The organism is Polyangium sp. 6x1, assembly GCF_029946515.1.
In the GTDB taxonomy this organism is placed as follows: domain Bacteria; phylum Myxococcota_A; class Polyangia; order Polyangiales; family Polyangiaceae; genus Polyangium.
Genome location: NZ_JARZHH010000012.1, coordinates 84,060 through 100,151, shown reverse-complemented (window position 1 = coordinate 100,151; position 16,092 = coordinate 84,060). Strand labels below are relative to the sequence as shown.

General features: G+C 68.9%; 15 protein-coding genes. 6 read left to right on the top strand and 9 right to left on the bottom strand.

What is annotated here, in order from left to right; genetic code table 11:
• The first annotated feature begins 78 nt into the window (after nt 1-78).
• Entirely contained in the window at nt 79-1,389 is a 1,311-nt protein-coding gene (locus QHF85_RS14565) for an MFS transporter (protein ID WP_281327770.1), read from the top strand.
• A 1-nt stretch (nt 1,390) separates the two neighbouring features.
• Here the strand turns inward: QHF85_RS14565 and QHF85_RS14560 are convergent, their stop codons facing one another.
• Entirely contained in the window at nt 1,391-1,654 is a 264-nt protein-coding gene (locus QHF85_RS14560) for a hypothetical protein (RefSeq protein WP_281327769.1), read from the bottom strand.
• A complete protein-coding gene (locus QHF85_RS14555) occupies nt 1,651-3,123 on the bottom strand; it encodes a VWA domain-containing protein (protein WP_281327768.1) in 1,473 nt (490 codons plus the stop codon). Before QHF85_RS14555 ends, QHF85_RS14560 begins: the two co-directional genes overlap by 4 nt.
• Nucleotides 3,124-3,295: 172 nt before the next feature.
• Between QHF85_RS14555 and QHF85_RS14550 the strand changes: the two genes are divergently transcribed.
• Together QHF85_RS14550 and QHF85_RS14545 are read left to right on the top strand one after the other, a co-directional pair.
• The gene (locus QHF85_RS14550) at nt 3,296-4,597 is read left to right on the top strand and encodes a hypothetical protein (RefSeq protein WP_281327767.1); all 1,302 of its coding nucleotides are present in this window, start codon (nt 3,296-3,298) and stop codon (nt 4,595-4,597) included.
• A gap of 138 nt (nt 4,598-4,735) precedes the next feature.
• Nucleotides 4,736-5,881, top strand: a complete 1,146-nt coding sequence (locus QHF85_RS14545; RefSeq protein WP_281327766.1) for a ferritin-like domain-containing protein — start codon at nt 4,736-4,738, stop codon at nt 5,879-5,881.
• 3 nt (nt 5,882-5,884) lie between these two features.
• Here the strand turns inward: QHF85_RS14545 and QHF85_RS14540 are convergent, their stop codons facing one another.
• From QHF85_RS14540 to QHF85_RS14530, 3 genes are all read right to left on the bottom strand, one after another.
• Nucleotides 5,885-6,328, bottom strand: a complete 444-nt coding sequence (locus tag QHF85_RS14540) for a TfoX/Sxy family protein (protein WP_281327765.1) — start codon at nt 6,326-6,328, stop codon at nt 5,885-5,887.
• A gap of 62 nt (nt 6,329-6,390) precedes the next feature.
• A complete protein-coding gene (locus QHF85_RS14535) occupies nt 6,391-6,810 on the bottom strand; it encodes a hypothetical protein (protein WP_281327764.1) in 420 nt (139 codons plus the stop codon).
• 391 nt (nt 6,811-7,201) lie between these two features.
• The gene (locus tag QHF85_RS14530; protein WP_281327763.1) at nt 7,202-7,936 is read right to left on the bottom strand and encodes a hypothetical protein; all 735 of its coding nucleotides are present in this window, start codon (nt 7,934-7,936) and stop codon (nt 7,202-7,204) included.
• A 119-nt stretch (nt 7,937-8,055) separates the two neighbouring features.
• On the opposite strand from QHF85_RS14530, the gene QHF85_RS14525 reads away from it, so the two are divergent.
• Entirely contained in the window at nt 8,056-8,259 is a 204-nt protein-coding gene (locus QHF85_RS14525; protein WP_281327762.1) for a hypothetical protein, read from the top strand.
• Between the two features lie 94 nt (nt 8,260-8,353).
• Here the strand turns inward: QHF85_RS14525 and QHF85_RS14520 are convergent, their stop codons facing one another.
• The 4 genes from QHF85_RS14520 to QHF85_RS14505 are packed head-to-tail and all read right to left on the bottom strand — an operon-like array spanning nt 8,354 to nt 13,683.
• On the bottom strand, nt 8,354-9,244 hold the full coding sequence (locus tag QHF85_RS14520; protein ID WP_281327761.1) for a hypothetical protein: 891 nt from the start codon (nt 9,242-9,244) through the stop codon (nt 8,354-8,356).
• A 4-nt stretch (nt 9,245-9,248) separates the two neighbouring features.
• Nucleotides 9,249-10,139, bottom strand: a complete 891-nt coding sequence (locus tag QHF85_RS14515; RefSeq protein WP_281327760.1) for an isoaspartyl peptidase/L-asparaginase — start codon at nt 10,137-10,139, stop codon at nt 9,249-9,251.
• A 2-nt stretch (nt 10,140-10,141) separates the two neighbouring features.
• Nucleotides 10,142-12,811: a cyanophycin synthetase gene (cphA, locus tag QHF85_RS14510; protein WP_281327759.1), complete on the bottom strand. Its 2,670-nt coding sequence runs from the start codon at nt 12,809-12,811 to the stop codon at nt 10,142-10,144.
• Complete coding sequence (locus QHF85_RS14505; RefSeq protein ID WP_281327758.1) at nt 12,808-13,683, bottom strand: cyanophycinase; 876 nt, start codon at nt 13,681-13,683, stop codon at nt 12,808-12,810. The genes cphA and QHF85_RS14505 overlap by 4 nt, the downstream gene beginning before the upstream one ends.
• A 127-nt stretch (nt 13,684-13,810) precedes the next feature.
• Here QHF85_RS14505 and proS point away from each other — a divergent pair, with 127 nt between their 5' ends.
• Nucleotides 13,811-15,373, top strand: a complete 1,563-nt coding sequence (gene proS, locus QHF85_RS14500) for a proline--tRNA ligase (protein ID WP_281327757.1) — start codon at nt 13,811-13,813, stop codon at nt 15,371-15,373.
• Between the two features lie 45 nt (nt 15,374-15,418).
• Nucleotides 15,419-16,069 carry a hypothetical protein gene (locus QHF85_RS14495; RefSeq protein ID WP_281327756.1) on the top strand — a complete coding sequence of 217 codons (651 nt, stop codon included), beginning with the start codon at nt 15,419-15,421 and terminating at the stop codon, nt 16,067-16,069.
• Nucleotides 16,070-16,092: the final 23 nt, after the last annotated feature.

Genomic DNA, 16,092 nt, shown 5'->3' with positions numbered 1-16,092 from the left:
GCATGGTGAGAACAACCGGATCGTCCGGTCGTGATCCCGTAGCGGACGAGGCGCCGCCGCGCGTACCCTGGGCAAACGATGAGCCAAGGCCCTGTCGAGCCCTACGCGCCGCCTGTCGCGACCGAGCGAGTCCTGCCTTCCGCTCCGCGCGTCGAGGACGCAGCCGCGCGTCGCGGACAGTGGACCGCGTGGGGACTCACGTGGCTCTCGTATGCGACGTATTACCTCGCGCGCATGGGGCTCAGCGTCGCGAAGGCGCCGATCATGGAGGGCCTCGGCAAGGACGTCCTGCGCCACGTCGAGACGGCGTACCTGACGGCCTACGCGGTCGGGCAGTACGTGAACGGCTCCCTCGGCGATCGCGTGGGCGCGCGCTGGCTCGTGGGCGTGGGGATGCTGGTCTCGGCGGGCGCGTGCTTCGCGTTCGGGGCGTCGAGCGTGGGCGTCGCGTTCCTCGCCGCGTGGCTGGTGAATGGCTTCGCGCAGTCGTCGGGCTGGCCGGGCAACGTGAAGGCGATGGCCGAGTGGACCACGTCCGAGAACCGCGGCCGCGTCATGGGCGTGTGGGCGACGTGTTATCAGGTCGGCGGCATCGTCGCGACCTGGTTTGCCACGTTCATGCTGGGCCTCTTCGGCTGGCGCGCGAGCTTCTGGGCCCCGGCCGTCGTCGTCGCGCTCGTCGGCGTGCTCGTGCTCCTGTTCCTGAGGCCGGGCCCGGGGGCGGTGGGGGTCGCGAGCGCGGGCGCGGGAGCGGTCACAGCGGCGGAAATGGCGGCGGTGGCAGAGACCCAGCGTGCGGAGCGGAGCCGCGTGCTCCGGAGCCCGACGGTGTGGTTTTACGGCGCCTCTTACTTCGGAATGAAGCTCATCCGGTACAGCATCCTGTTCTGGCTGGCGTTTTACCTCAAGACGGTGCTCCATTATTCGTCGACGACCGCGGGGTACATGTCGAGCTCGTTCGCGTTCGGCGGGGTGATCGGCGCGATAGGGATAGGCGCTCTCTCGAATCGATACCGAGACGTCCCGCGTTCGATTTTCGCCGCGGCGTGGCTCGTGCTCCTCGCGGGCGCGATCTTCCTGTATGCGCGCATCGGTGCCAGCGGGATGGTGACGAATTTCCTGGTCATGGCCCTCGTCGGCGCGCTGCTCTTCGGGCCCGACGCGCTCATCAGCGGCGCCGCGGCGCAGGACGCGGGCGGGAAGTACGCAGCCGCGACCGCGGCGGGCGTCGTGAATGGAATCGGCTCGATCGGGGCGATTCTTCAGGAGTACGTCACGCGTGGCGTGAGCGAGTGCTATGGGTGGGACGCACTGTTTTACGTCTTCTTCGGGCTCGCGATCTTCTCGGCGGTGGCCTTGATTCCGACGTTCCGCACGCGGACGGCGTGATTCACTCGCATTCCTTGTACGACTCGCCGAGCGCGCACCAGGCGGCCTCGCAGGAGGACTGAACGCCCTCTTGCTCCAGCTTCTTCGCGGCCACGCAGCTCTGCGCGCTCGCGCACGCGCCGCTCTCGCCGCACGTGTTCGTCACGAGATCCGCGCACGTAAAATCGCTCGGGCAGGACCTCTGCCCCTCGTCCGAGCAGCCTGCCGCCGCCAGACACGCGAACACGAGCGCGCCGAAGAACCCCTTCAAAAGATGCCTCTTCATGGCGTCTCCACGGCGAGCCCGAGGTTCTGACCGAGCTTCTGGAGCATGGCGATCTCCCGCTTCAGGTTCTCGTCCGACAGGGCCGCGTCGGCGCTCGTGAGCCGCGCGATGGCCTGTTCGAGCCTCGCGGCCCCGTCCACGAGGTCGAGGGTGCCGTCGTGAAAATTCCCGCAGAGCCGCTTCATCACGAGGTATTCGTTCGTCACGGCGAGCGTGCGCGCGATCTGCGGGGTCGGCAAGAGCGCGTCCGTCGGCCCCGGCAGCGTCTCGAAGGGCAAGCGCATCGAAAGCGTGTCCTTTTCGACGACGCCCTCGGGCGTCTCGTATTCGATCGTCACCGAGCCCGCCTCGATCGCCGCGCCGGAGACGAGCGGCTCGAGGTTCGAGCCATCGAGCCGGAGGACGATTCCACCTTTGCGTTTGCTCAGGAACACCGTGGTCACGTCGAAGAGCTCGCCGCTGCCGTGCTCGCCGATCTGCGGCACGCCGTACACCGTGGAGACCGCCGTCCCCTCGGCGGCCGCCGTGGAGACCTTGAGGTCGTACGCAATGGGCGTCACCAGGAAGTCGAGCTCCTCCTCGAAGATCGGCTTCACGTCCTCGGCGCCGACGAATCGATAGTTTCCGCCGCGCAGGTGGCCGATCTGGTCGACGAACGAGGCGTCGAAGTCCCCGCCGAAGCCGAAGAACGTGAAGCCGATGTCGAGGGCCGAGGCCGCCGTGACCATCGCCTTGAAGCTCGCAGCGTCGGTCGCGCCGACGTTCGGCATCGCGTCGGTGAACACCATCAGCCGCGAGAGCGTGCTGCTCTGCACGTGCTCGTCGATGACGGCATACCCGAGCATCATGCCCTCCTCCATCGAGGTCGTGCCGCCGGTCGTGATCTCGTCGATCGCCTCGTGCAGCGACGCCTTGTCGGAGACGGGCGTCGATTCCTGGATCGTGTTCGCGCTCGAAGCGAACTCCACGATGGCCACGCGATCGTCGGGCCGGAGGTGATCGACGAGCGTGTGCAGCGCCTCCCGCACGTCCGGGAGGTTTCCCTCCATCGAGCCGCTCGTGTCGATCACGATGCCGAGGTTCAAGGGCTTGCGGACGAATTCATCCTCCGCAATGTTCGATTGCATGCCGAGCTGGACGAAGATGTCGCGCTTGTCGTCGTCGAGGCCCGTGTCGAGGCCGGAGGCCGTGTCGATGCAGAGCGGTTTTGCGCAGGGCGCGGGGGCGGCGAGGGCGAGGTCGTGCTCGGAGTAGAGGCCCTCGGGCGTGAAATCGTCGAGCGTCGGCACGCCGCCGGATGCGATGATCTCGCGCGCGAGCCCGATGTCCTGGGCGCCCCCGGGCGTGGCCCCGAGGAAATCACCTCCGGCCGAATACCCGCCGCCGCACCCGATGGGCGCGAGCGCGAGCATGAAGGCGAGGGGACGAAGCGAGAGAGGGATCTTTCCCGTGAGAGTTCGTCGTTGCATGTCGATTCCAATCCAAGCAAGGGTTTCCCGACGCAGGGGCATTCCACCCCCGGCATCGATCCTTCCCATGGAATCGCGCGCGGGCGGCGGCGTCAAGCGCGCGGCGCGCGGCCGACTGGGAAACGTAAGCGGCCTCGGTTACCATGGTCCCTCGGAGGTGCTCATGGTTTCCTTGTCTTCTCGTCTTGGTCCCACGCTTTGCGCGCTCGGCGCGGCCGCCATTCTCTTGGCGCCTGGCGAGGCGCGCGCGGCCGATGACGACATCCACTGGTTCTCGCCGGGGCTCATCTTGTCGCTGAGCTTCGGCGACAAGATCAACTTCGGCCTCGGCCTGGACGCCCGGTATTCGCTCCTGTTCGCAGGGGAGACGAACTGCTTCTCCAGCGAACGCCGCGCCATCGGAGCCTTCGCGCAGGCCTCCTGGCTCAACTTCTCGGCCGCGGGCCGTTTCGCCGCGGGCATTCACGGCGGAGGCGAGATCGAGCGGGGCGGGTTCGGCGTGAACGGAGAGGTCGGCTGGACGTATCGCACGGCGCTCTCCGAGTTTCACCCCGGCGGCCACGGGATCCACGCGGGCATCGGCGGCATCGGGGGCCAGATCGTCGACGTGTTTTTCCGCGGCACGATTCCCTTGCTGGGCGACGACGGGAGAAAGCCGGAGTTCACGGTCGCCGTGGGCGCCCATTTCCCGCCCATGTACGGCGAGCCCGGCATATGCGACATCGGGCGGCGCTTGCGCATGAACGGCCGATTTGTTTTGCCGGGCGTCGCGGGTGCGCCGCGCCGCGGGCGCGCGCGCAGCGGGAAGATCGACGAGGCGACGCGGGCCGCCCTCGTCTCGGCCTGGCAAGGCGACGCGCGGGGGGAATGCGCTTCGATTCCGGCGTTCCTCGCGCTGGCGCGGGATCTCGCGGCGGTGGGCGCCCCGCGGGACCTCGTGGACCGGGCGCTCGCGTCGGCGGCCGACGAGGTGCGGCACACGGAGCTTTGCGCGTCGATCGCGGGAGATCTCGCGTCGATGACGTTCGCGCCGGACCTGCTCCCGCCGCCGCGCCGCTCGGGGCTCGATCGAACGCGCGAGCTCTCGCGCCTCTGCATCGAGTCCTGGGAAGACGGCTGCCTCGGCGAGGGCGCCGCGGCCGAGCGCGCGCGGAGGCAGGCGAGGGGAGCGAAGGAGCCGGGCATCGGCGCGGCGCTCGGCGCGATTGCGAGCGACGAGGCGCGGCACGCGGAGCTCGGGTGGCGGGTCGTGGAATGGTGCCTGTCCGAGGGAGGGAGGCCGGTGCGGGAGGCGCTGGGCGAGGCCGTGGCGGCGTCGCCGGAGGGGCCGGCGAGGGAAGAGGCGCCAGAGGCGGAGGCTTCGGCGTGGCGGGGATACGGAAGGATCGGGCAGCACGATATCGACGCGGCGTGGGAGCAGAACCTGGGTTTGGCGCGGAACACGGCCGAGGGGATGCTTCGGGCCTCTGGGTGACGCGGGACGTGAGTCACGCCGTGACGTGATTGTCAGGGGTCCGCAGGCGACGGCGCCGTGAATTCATGGTCGAATGCCGAGGGCACGTGACGTGCCTTCGGCCCTCGCACCACCGGGAAACCCCCCACGGAGGCCTCGATGAATCCTGCGCATGTTTTTCGTCGCTCGCTCGCCCAACGTCTTTTCGTCCTGCTCGCGCTCCCGGCCGCGGGCGCCGTCGTCTCCGGATGCTTCTTCAGCTCGAGTTGTCCCGAAACGGACGACGAGCCCATCGCCGCCGAACGATGCTTCACCTGGCCGCCGGAGGACACGGGCGCAGGTGGTAGCGGCGGCGGGAGCGTCGATCCGCTCGTATGCCCGTCGCGGCAGGATGCGGCGGTCCGGCTCAATGATCAGTTCTTTGCGGCGCACACGGTCAAGAGTGACGGGACGCTGAAGAACGGCCAGTGCTGCTATGCCACCGAATTCATCCCCTATTGCGAGGGGCGGCCGTACCTCGTCGACGAAAGGGCCCGCACGGCGCCTGCGCTCCACGGGCGCGGAGACGGCGGGTGGGGCGCCAAGGCCTCGGGCGGGCCGGACGTCTCGGCGATCGCGCCCGATCTCCGAGCGGCGCTCGCAGCGGAATGGACGCGCGACGCGCTCTTCGAGCACGCGTCCGTGGCCTCGTTCGGGCGCTTCGCGCTGGAGCTGCTCGCCGCGGGCGCGCCCGCCGAGCTGGTCGAAGAGGCGCACCGAGCGGCGCTCGACGAGGTGCGGCACGCGCGCCTCTGCTTTGCATTGGCGAGCGCATATGCAGGCGAACCCGTCCGGCCGGGGGCGTTCCCCTTCGAAGGCGCGACGGAGGTCGTGGCGGACCTCGCATCGATCGCAGCGCGCACCGCAAAAGAGGGGTGCATCGGCGAGACGATCGCGGCAGTGATCGCCGCGGAGCAATGCGCGAAAGCGGAGGACCCCGCAGTCGCCGAGGTGCTCGCCGGCATCGCGGCAGACGAGGCGCAGCACGCGGAGCTCGCGTGGCGCACGGTGGCGTGGGCGATCCGCGTGGGCGGCGAGCGGGTACGGGCGGCCGTGGAAGAGGTCTTCGCAGGCCTCGGGCACGGCGCGGTGCTGGATGCAGGCGGCGCAGGGGATCCGCGGCTCGCGCGGCATGGGCGGCTCGCGGGCGCGGCGCTCTCGGAGGCGGCGGCGCGGGCGATGGAGGAGGTGGTGCGGCCCGCGGCGGGCATGTTGCTGTCGGCGCGAGGGGAGGGCGTGGCGGCGGCGGCGTCGCTCTCGGCCTGAGATTCAGGCCGGCGATTTCGTCTTCTTCGCGGGCGCCTTGGCCTTCTTCGCCGGTGCCTTCTCCGCCGGGGCTGCCTTTGCCGCCGCCTTTTTGGCCGGTGCTTTCTTGGCCGGTGCCTTCTTCTTGGCCGCCGCGACGGCGAGCGCTTTTTCGGCCCAGCGCGCGAGCTCCTCCGGCGCGTCGAGCACGTCGCCCGGCACATCGTAATACCCCATCTCGTACTCCGGTTTGTCCGGGTATGGCCGGAAGGGCCCCCGACCCCGACCGACGTAGTCGGCTCGGTTTTGCTCGTCGACCTTGAAATAGAGGGCATCGTTGTCGATGAGCGCGAAGCACAGGCCATCGCGGTAGAGGCCGGCCCCGCCGAACATGCGCTTCGGGGTCACAGGGCCAAATGGGCGGAGCTGTTCGAGAACATAATCGATATAATCGTTGGATACGGGCATGGCGCCACGCATCATCGCGGAGTCCGCGTGGATCCGCAACGCTCTTGGGCGGCGGCCTGGGGTCACGCGCGGCGCGCGCGGTCGTTCTCGATGAAGGTCCGCGCCTCGATTTCGGTCTCGAAGAACACGAAACGCGTTTTACGGGGCCGGAGGACGCGCATGGCGTGGTCGAGCATCGTGAGGAGCGTGCGGGCCTGGAACGAGGCGCCGTAGCTGACGATGGCGGCGATCCGATCGAGGGGGAGGTCCTTGACGAGGGCCTCGCGTGCCTCGCGCGTGGGGAGCCCGCTCCGCCGGGCGTCGCGGAGGATGTAGATGCGCAGGGCCCGCGGGAAGGTGTCGAGCGCGTCGAGGAGCTCCCTGACGTGCGCGGGGGTGATGTCTCCGTCGACGCGGGTGTGAAGCACGTCGGGCGGCTCGGGCCAGGCGAGGTGCGGGCCGATGCTCCGCCTCTCGCTCGCGTCGTCGTCCGTGGAGCCCATGCACGAGAACTGTACGCGGGCGGTCTGCGCGTTGCGGGCGGAGAGCAGGGTATCGACCGGTAAAGCTGACCATGGCGCTTGTGCGCGTCGGCGAGGCGCCCGTCAGGGCTGACGGACGGGCTGCGGGAAGCCGCAAGGGACCCGTCAGGTCTGACGGACAGGCCGCGGGAAGCCGCAGGGCACCCGTCAAGTCTGACGGACGGGTTGCGGGAAGCCGCGGTGCACCCGTCAGGTCTGACGGACGGGTTGCGGGAAGCCGCGGTGCACCCGTCAGGTCTGACGGACGGGTTGCGGGAAGCCACAGGGCATCCGTCAGGGCTGACGGAGGGATTGTGGGAGTCCGCAGGGCACCCGTCAGGTCTGACGAGCGGTACGCGAGGCCAGGCGTCGGTCAGGACTCGGGGGGGCCGGAGGTATCGTCGTCCTCGTCGTCCTCGTCGGCGACTGCGGAGCCCTTCTTCGTGAGCTCCGGGTACAGGCTATCGATGAAGTCCTGGGAGAAGTGAGAGCGAAGGCGGCCATCCATTTGATCCAGCTCCTCGCGAATCTCGAAGATGTTTTTCTGCACGGATGACCGGAGCGGCTGCCGCTGGTCCTCGAGCGCGTCGGATTGCTTGTTGAAGCTGCGCAGGAGCTCTGCGGCCTGGTCGAGGGCATCCGCGAGGGGCGCCGTTCCCGGGATCTTGGCGGGCAACGACCGAATCGCCCCGGCGGCGCGCTCGGCGAACGTGACGGTCTTCTCGTTGCCTGCGCGCAGGACGCGGGAGAGGCTCACCTTCGAAAGAATCGTGGCGTAGCCGCCGGGGAGGATGTGGTCGATCTCCTTGCGGTGCGGGCGCAGAGCACCATCGGCGCCGCGCTGGGCTTCATCGCAAAGGAAATTGGCGACGCGCTGGCGAGCGCGGATGTCGACGTGCGCGTGGTCGATGAACGAGCGATACAGGCCAACGCTCTCGCCGAGAGACTGGACGCGCGGCGCAAGGCGCCCGATTTCAGCCGCGAGGGCCTTCTTCTGATCCTCCGAGAGGCGTTCGTTGACCGCGTGATGCGCGTGGAGGGACGCGAGGAGCTCTCGGGCCCAGCGAACGTGGCGGGCGCCGGAGGCGGAGCGAGCGAGTTTTTCCATGGGGTGGGAGGTTACGGGAGGCGTTGGGAGCGGTGCAAGGGTGTCGGCGTGCTCGCAAGCTTCCTTCTGTTCAGGTCCCGTGCATGTTAAGGGACGTACACGGGCGCGAGGAGACGAGGGTGGACCGACCGACGCACAAGCAGGACTGGAAGGAGACCAAGCTCTGGACGACGCTTTCGGCGCTCGACCGTGAGGACGCGCAAACGGCGCGTAAGCTCCTCACCGAGGATCGGTGCATGCCCGCGATCCAGCACGTGCTGGATCAGGGCGGCACGGAGCTCCTCGACTTCACCCTGCACGAATCGCACGGACGGCTGCGATGACCTCACCCGCGTCACCGCTGGCACGCACGAAGCTGTATCCCTTGCAGTCTCGCGCGTGACTCTCCAGAACGCCGCGCCCCTGTTCAGCGATCAATCACCCATTCAAAACCACCGCCGCACTCTTCGCCAGGATCATCACCCGCTCCGCTGGCTTCCCATCGAACACGAGCACGCTCCCCGCGTCGCGATACCCGCCCTGCTTCGCGTGCTCCGACAGCATCACCGCCCCCGACTTCCGCTCGGCCGGCCCGAAGACCTCGATCTCGTCGCCTTCGTTCACCACGATGGACAACGGCTCGTTCCAGTCCTTGCTCGCGCCGCCGAGCTGCGCGACCACGAATGCATCGTCGTCCACGAGCGCCGCGCCGGACTCGTCCTCCACCAGGAACACGCCCGCCGCGCTCATTTCCTCCACGGTCACGGCCGTCACTGCTTCGACCTGCGTCCCGCGCTTTGCCGAGACGAGCCCAACCGTCTGCCGCTTGCGGCGCTCCAGGAACGCCGCCACCGGTTGGCCGAGCGGGCCCTTCACCGGCGTGAGCACGCGCACCCGGCCGCGCACCCGGCAAACCCCGCTCGCCGCCCCGATCGGGGTCACGGCGGGCGCCGACGCGATGCGCGCTTGCAAGGCGCGGAGGCGCTCGCGAAGGCGCTTGATGCGGCCGCCGATGAAGAATCGATAGACCTGGTAAATCCCGCCCCAGAGCACGGCCTGCACGCCGAGCACGAGCACGAAGAGCTCGACGATGCCGGGCGAGTATTGGAACGACGTGATGAGCGTCAGCACGAACGCGATGGTCGCGACCCACCGCGCCCACGGGTCGATGAAGCCCATGAACGTCGGGTGCCCCAGGAACACCGCGGGCGGGGAGAGGGCCGGGACGCCGGCCTTGTCCACGAGCTCGATCTTGCAGCGGAGGCATTTGTCCCCGCCGAGGCCCGTATCGCCACATTGCGGACAGGAGAACGGCGGCTGATTGCGCATCAGACTATCCCACGAGCAGCGCGCTCGCCATGTTCCGGTTCGACGCAATGGCTTGCCCGTCGCGCGACGCCACGAGCAGGCCCACGTCCACGATCTCGGGGAACTTCGCAATGCCCCGCTGCGCCGCCCGCGCCGCCGGGATACCTTCCTCCAGCCAATCGTAGACCGTCTTCGACAGGAACCGCCGCACGATCTCCTCGCCCACGCCCGTCGCCGCCACCGCGCCCGCCGGGCCCGCATACACGCCGCAGCCCATGAGCGGCGAGTCGCCCACGCGGCCCTTCAGCATGTACACCGTCCCGCCCGTCGACGCGGTCGCCGCAAATCGGCCCTGGCTGTCCCGCACGACCGCGCCCACGGTGTCCTGGAAGGGCGCCTCGCCGAAATTCCACAGCGATTTCCAGTCGATCGTGAGCCACGGCGCCGCGTCCGCCGCGTAATCGCCGTCGCCCTGGCCCCGGAGCTCCGCCATCGCCCGCGCATGCTTGCCCTGCGCCTTCTCCGTGAGCGGATCGTAATCGGGGAACCGATGCGCGCGGGCGAACTGCGTGGCCCCATCTCCCACGAGCAGCAAATGGGGCGTTTCCATGACCTTCGCCGCCACCAGAATGGGATTCTTCACGCGCTGGATGCAAGAGACCGCGCCAAACCTCGCGTCGCTCGTCATCACGGACGCGTCCATTTCGATGGTCCTTCCGTCGAAACGAAGGTTCGAGCCCGTCCCCGCATTGAAGCGCGGATCGTCCTCCAGGATCACCGTCGCCGCGAGCGCCGCTTCGAGCGCGTCCCCGCCGCGCTCCAGCACCGAGCGCGCCGACTCCGCCGCCTTCACGCAGCCGTCCGAGTGTGCATGCGGCGAGGCCGCGCCCCCGTGCGTCAGAATGGCGTATTTCATGTTCAGCCCTCGTGCGGCAGGGAGGGCAGGTGCGACGTGCGCTCCTTGCCCCAGTAGATGACCTGCTTCCAGCAGGACGTGACGTCATCCGCGAACACGACCACGAGATCGCCGGGCCGCGCCATCGAGAGCGCCGTGTCCACGGCCTCCTTCTCGTCGAGCTTCTTCAGGATCTGCTCCTCGCTCTTGCCCGCCTCCCGCGCGCCCTCCGCGAGCAGCGACGCGATCTCGCCAGGCTTGCGACCCCTGCGCGACGCGTCCTCCTTCGCGATGACCACGTCGAACGCACGCGCCGCCTCGCGGCCGATCGCGCGGATGTCGTCGTCGCGCCGATCACCCGCTGCCATGAGCACGCCGATCGAGCGCTCACGGCGCAGGCCGAGGACGAGCTCGGCCATCTTCGACATCGCCGCCGCGTTGTGCCCGTAGTCGACGATCACGCGGAACGGGTGCTCGTCGAAGACGTTGCAGCGGCCAGGCGCCTGGAAGAACGAGGTCGTGAACGTGCGAAGGCCCTGGCGGATGTGCTCGAGCGAGATGCCCATCGAGAAGGCGATCGCCGCAGCCGCGAGCGCGTTCTCGACGTTGAACTTCGCCTTGCCCTCGAACGTCGCCGGGACGAGGTGCGTCCACGTGACCGGGACGTGCCGATCGCCGTCGTAGATCGTGATCATGTCGCCGTTGACGCCCTGCTCGAGCACGACCGCGCGGCCACCCGCGCGCACGTGCTTGCGCACGGTCTCGTTCGAAGGCGAGCGCGAGAACCACATGATGCGGCCGCCCGCCTTGTCCGCCATCTCGCGCACGAGCTCGTCGTCGGCGTTGAGCACGCTCGTGCCCGAGTCGCGCACGACCTCCACGACGAGCCGCTTCACGAACGCGAGATCCTCGACGGTCTCGACGCCCGCGAGGCCGAGGTGATCGGCCGAGACGTTGAGCACCGCGCCGACGTCGCACCGATCCCAGCCGAGCCCCTCGCGAAGGATGCCGCCGCGCGCCGTCTCCAGCACCGCGGCCTCGACGGTCGGATCCGTGAGCACGACGCGCGCGCTCCACGGGCCCGTCATGTCGCCCTTCAGGATGCGCTCGCCGTCGATGTAGATGCCGTCCGTCGTGGTGAGGCCCGTGCGCTTGCCGCTCATCTTGAGGATGTGCGCGACCATGCGGCTCGTCGTGGTCTTGCCGTTCGTGCCGGTGATCGCCGCGAGCGGGATGCGCGCCGGCGCGCCGTTCGGGAAGAGCATGTCGAGCACGGGCGACGCGACGTTGCGCGGCGTGCCCACGGTCGGCGAGACGTGCATGCGGAAGCCAGGCGCGGCGTTGACCTCGACGATGACGCCGCCGTGCTCGCGCACGCTCTTCGAGATGTCGGGGCAGATGAGGTCGATGCCCGTGACGTCGAGGCCGACGACCTTCGCGGCGCGCACGCTGACGTCGATGTTGTCCGGGTGGATCACGTCGGTGCGATCGATCGCGGTGCCGCCCGTGGAGAGGTTGCCCGTCGAGCGGAGCGCGAAGACCTGGCCCGCGGGGAGCACGGTCTCCTGCGTGACGCCGGCCTGGCCCATGAGGCGGTTTGCCTGATCGTCGATCTCGATCCGCGTGAGGACCTTTTCGTGGCCGACGCCGCGTCGCGGGTCGCTGTTCACGACGTCGACGAGCTCCTTGATCGTGCTCTTGCCGTCGCCGACGACATGGCCCGGCACGCGCTCGGAGACGGCGACGACCTCGCCGTTCACCACGAGCACGCGGTGATCCTTGCCGGGCTGGTAGGTCTCGACGAGGACGTAGCTCGAGAGGTCGTACGCCTTCGTGTACGCGTCGCGCACGGCCTCGGGCGTCGTGAGGTTCAGCGCGACGCCGCGGCCGTGCGAGAGATCCATGGGCTTGACGACGACGGGGTAGCCGATGCGCTCGGCGGCCTCGACGGCCTCGTCCGCGGAGTAGACGCGCTCCTGCTGCGGCACGGGCAGGCCCGCGCGTTCGAGCAGCGAGTTCGTGAGCTCCTTGTCCTGCGCGATCTCGACGGCGATGTGTCGCGTCTCGCTCGTGACCGTGGCCTGGATGCGCTTCTGGTGCGTGCCCCAGCCGAACTGCACGAGGCTGTGCTTGTTGAGGCGCATCGTCGGGATGCCACGGCGCTTGGCCTCGTCGACGAGGCTGCGCGTCGAGGGGCCGAGCGCCATGCGCTCCGCGAGCCGCGCGAGGTCCTCGATCTCGGCGTTGAGGTCGGCGAGGGGAGGCAGACGATCGGGGAAGTGATCCGGCAGGAGGCCCTGCAAGTAACGCAGCGCGAGCTCGCCCGCCTTTCGGCCGACCGACTCTTCTTCGAAGCTGTAGACGACGTGGTAGACGCCCTCGCGGTGCGCCGTGCGCGTCTTGCCGTACGTGACGGGCGTGCCGGCGAGGCACTGGAGCTCGAGCGCGATGTGCTCGGTGATGTGGCCGAACCACGTGCCGTCGTGGAGCCTGCGGATGAAGCCTCCGGGCTCGCCGTACGAGCAGCCGTGCTCGTGGAGCGTGGGCACGTCCGTGAGCAGCCGATCGACGAAGCCAGGGATCTTGTTGCTCGGGTACTGCTCGAGCTCCTCGAGGTCGAGGGTCAGGCGAATGACGGGGCGGTAGCCGTAGAGGTTGGGGCCGCGGTAGACGCGCGTTTCGAGCAGTTTCACGTTGCCTCTTTGCTGCGAGATGGCCACGAGGGCTGGCGGCCGTCGATGTCGTAGCCGCAGCCCTGCGTGAGGACGTGGACAGACAAACCGAGGAGCGCCGCGGACGAGTTGCGCGGGACCTCGTGGATGTCGGTGTGCTGGATCTTCGAGCCGTCGATGACCGTGACCGTGCCGCGGCCAATGACGTCCATCTTCTTGTCGGAGCGCAGGACGATCGCCGTGTCCTCGTCGATGCCGACGCCGATCAAAAACGGGTTCATCGCGACCGCAGAGAAGAGCCGGCCGATGCGGTGGCGCTGCGCGAAGTGCTGGTCGATGACGAGCTTGCGCGTGAGGCCGAGGCCCGGCGCGAGCATGACGAGCTCGCGGCGCGGCGCATACCCCTTCCGGCCCTGCGCGATCATGTGGTCGCAGAGGACGCTCGCGCCCGCAGACGTGCCCGCGACGACGCAGCCGCTCCGGTGCGCGCGGCGGATGGTGCGCGCGAGCTCGGTGCCGCCGAGCATCGTCACGATGCGGCCCTGATCGCCGCCCGTGAAGAAGATGCCGGTCATCTCCCGGATGAGGGCGAGCGTGCGCGGATCCTCGCCGTCGGCGCGCGTCTCGATCCGGACGACGTGCACGTCGGCGCCGAGCTCGCGGAAGATCGCCTCGTACGTCCCCGCGAGCTCGGTGGGGATGCTGGAGGCCGTGGGAAAGACGGCGATCCGGGCTTGTTTCGGGCCACCCGCGTGACGGACGACTTCACGCAGGACGTTCCGCGCGCCGACTTTGTCCTCCGCGCCGCCGATGGCGATGAGGGGACCGCGCTGGAGATGGCCATCTAATCCGCGCGCGTCGGGCGCGCTCGCTTCGGGCTTGTCGTGGGCCAAGGCGCGCCACGGTTATCACGGTTCCTGTTTTTCGCGGAGGGGGATCGCAGGAGATCGGGGGCGGCCCGCGTTCGCTTGTTCGCCCTCTCGCCGGAAAAGTGATAGAGGCGGCCGCGGAGGAAAGACCGTGGCCAAGAACGACGCCCCCAAGACTGCCATCAGCCCGACCCGCGCCGAGGACTACGCCGAGTGGTACCAGCAGGTCGTGCGCGCCGCCGATCTCGCCGAGAGCTCGCCCGTGCGCGGCTGCATGGTGATCAAGCCGTGGGGCTACGCGCTCTGGGAGAACATCCAGCGCGAGCTCGACCGGATGTTCAAGGCCACGGGCCACAAGAACGCGTACTTCCCGCTCTTCATCCCGAAGTCGTTCCTCGAAAAAGAGGCCGAGCACGTCGAAGGGTTCGCGAAGGAGTGCGCGATCGTGACGCACCACCGCCTCGTCGCCGGGCCCGAGGGCGGGCTCGTGCCGGACCCCGAGGCGAAGCTCGAAGAGCCGCTCATCGTGCGGCCGACGTCGGAGACGATCATCGGAGCCGCATTCGCGAGCTGGGTGCAGAGCTACCGGGATCTGCCGCTGCTCATCAACCAGTGGGCGAACGTGGTGCGCTGGGAGCTCCGGACGAGGCTCTTCCTGCGGACGACGGAGTTCCTCTGGCAAGAGGGGCACACGGCGCACGCGACCGAGGAGGAGGCGCGCGCCGAGACGATGCAGATGCTCGACGTGTACACGACGTTCGCCGAGGAGTTCATGGCGATGCCCGTGATCAAGGGGCCGAAGACGGCGAGCGAGCGGTTCCCCGGCGCAGTCGACACGTTCGCGATCGAGGCGATGATGCAGGACCGCAAGGCGCTGCAAGCCGGGACGTCGCACTTCCTCGGGCAAAACTTCGCCAAGGCGAGCGGCATCAAGTTCCAGACGGCGAAGGAGACGGAGGAGTACGCGTGGACGACGTCGTGGGGCGTGTCGACGCGGCTCATCGGTGGTCTGCTGATGACGCACGCGGATGACGACGGGCTCATCCTGCCGCCGCGGCTCGCGCCCGCGCACGTGGTGATCCTGCCCGTGCTGCGCGGCGACGACACGAAGGCAAAGGTGATGGAGTACGTCGACGCAGTCGCAGCAGAGCTGCGCGCGACGAGCTACGCAGGCCGGCCGATCGAGGTGGAGGTCGACAAGCGCGACATCCGCGGCGGCGACAAGCAGTGGGAGTGGATCAAGAAGGGCGCGCCGATCCGCATCGAGATCGGTCCGCGCGACGTCGACGGCAACGTGGTGATGGTGGCACGCCGCGATCGCGGGACGAAGGACAAGGCGACGCTCGGGCGCGCCGAGCTCGTCACGAAGATCCCCGAGATCCTCGCCGACATCCAGGGCGGCCTGCTCGCGAAGGCCAAGCAGCACCGCGCCGCGAACACGAAGCGCATCGACGACATGAAGGACTTCGAAAAGTTCTTCACCGCGAAGAACGAGGAGAAGCCCGAGATCCACGGCGGATTCGCACTCGCGCACTGGTCGGGCGAGCCCGAGGTCGAGGCGCACCTGAAGGACAAGTTCAAGGTGACGATCCGCTGCATCCCGCTCTCGGGCATCGACGGCGTCGCCGACGCGAAGGACCTGCAGGAAGAGGGCCGATGCATCGTCTCGGGCAAGCCGAGCCGGCAGCGGGTGGTGTTCGCAAAGTCGTACTGAGGTTGTCCGCCGCGGCAGCGCCAGCCCCTGATAGACTCAGGGGCCATGTCTCAACTCGATGACGTCGTGGAGCGTGTCCGGGTCGACGCGGACGCGATCTATGCGTTCGTGCTCTCCCGTCGTGGCGAGCTCGTCACGAAGGGAGGGCCACGCGAGGTCCCCGAAGGGGCGCGCAAGACGCTCACAGCAGCCGCAGACGTCGTCGCAGGGACCGATCGAGTGGTCCTGGTCCGGCTCGCCCACGGCGAGCTCGTGCCGCGAGCCGGGACGCTCTCCCTCGACTGTCACGTCGGCGTCGCAGCAAACCGCGCCGTGCTCTGTCTGGTGGTGCGAGGCGGCACAGACGCACGGCGCGTCACGAACGCACTACGGATCGGCCTCCGCGCCATCGAGCCAATGATCAACCGCGCAGCCGAGAAGGTCGCGCACGCCGGCGAGCTGACGCCATCCACATCGCACAAGAGGTCGCGGCGAGGCCGAGACACCTCACCAGAAATCGCCGTCGAACCCGCGCGAAGGCTCGGCTCCGAGACCATCCAGGCGATCGAGAAGGAAATGGCGAGGTCAGGGCCCCACGTGCCCGAGCCGCACATCCCGCGCGAGGTGCTGCGAACGACGCTGCCCTACCGAAGCAGCCCAGCCACGCCGCCCCCCGAGCCCGCGCCCGGGAGGCCGCAGCGCAAGCCAAAGGCATGAGGCGTCGCGCCGGGGCGCTGCCC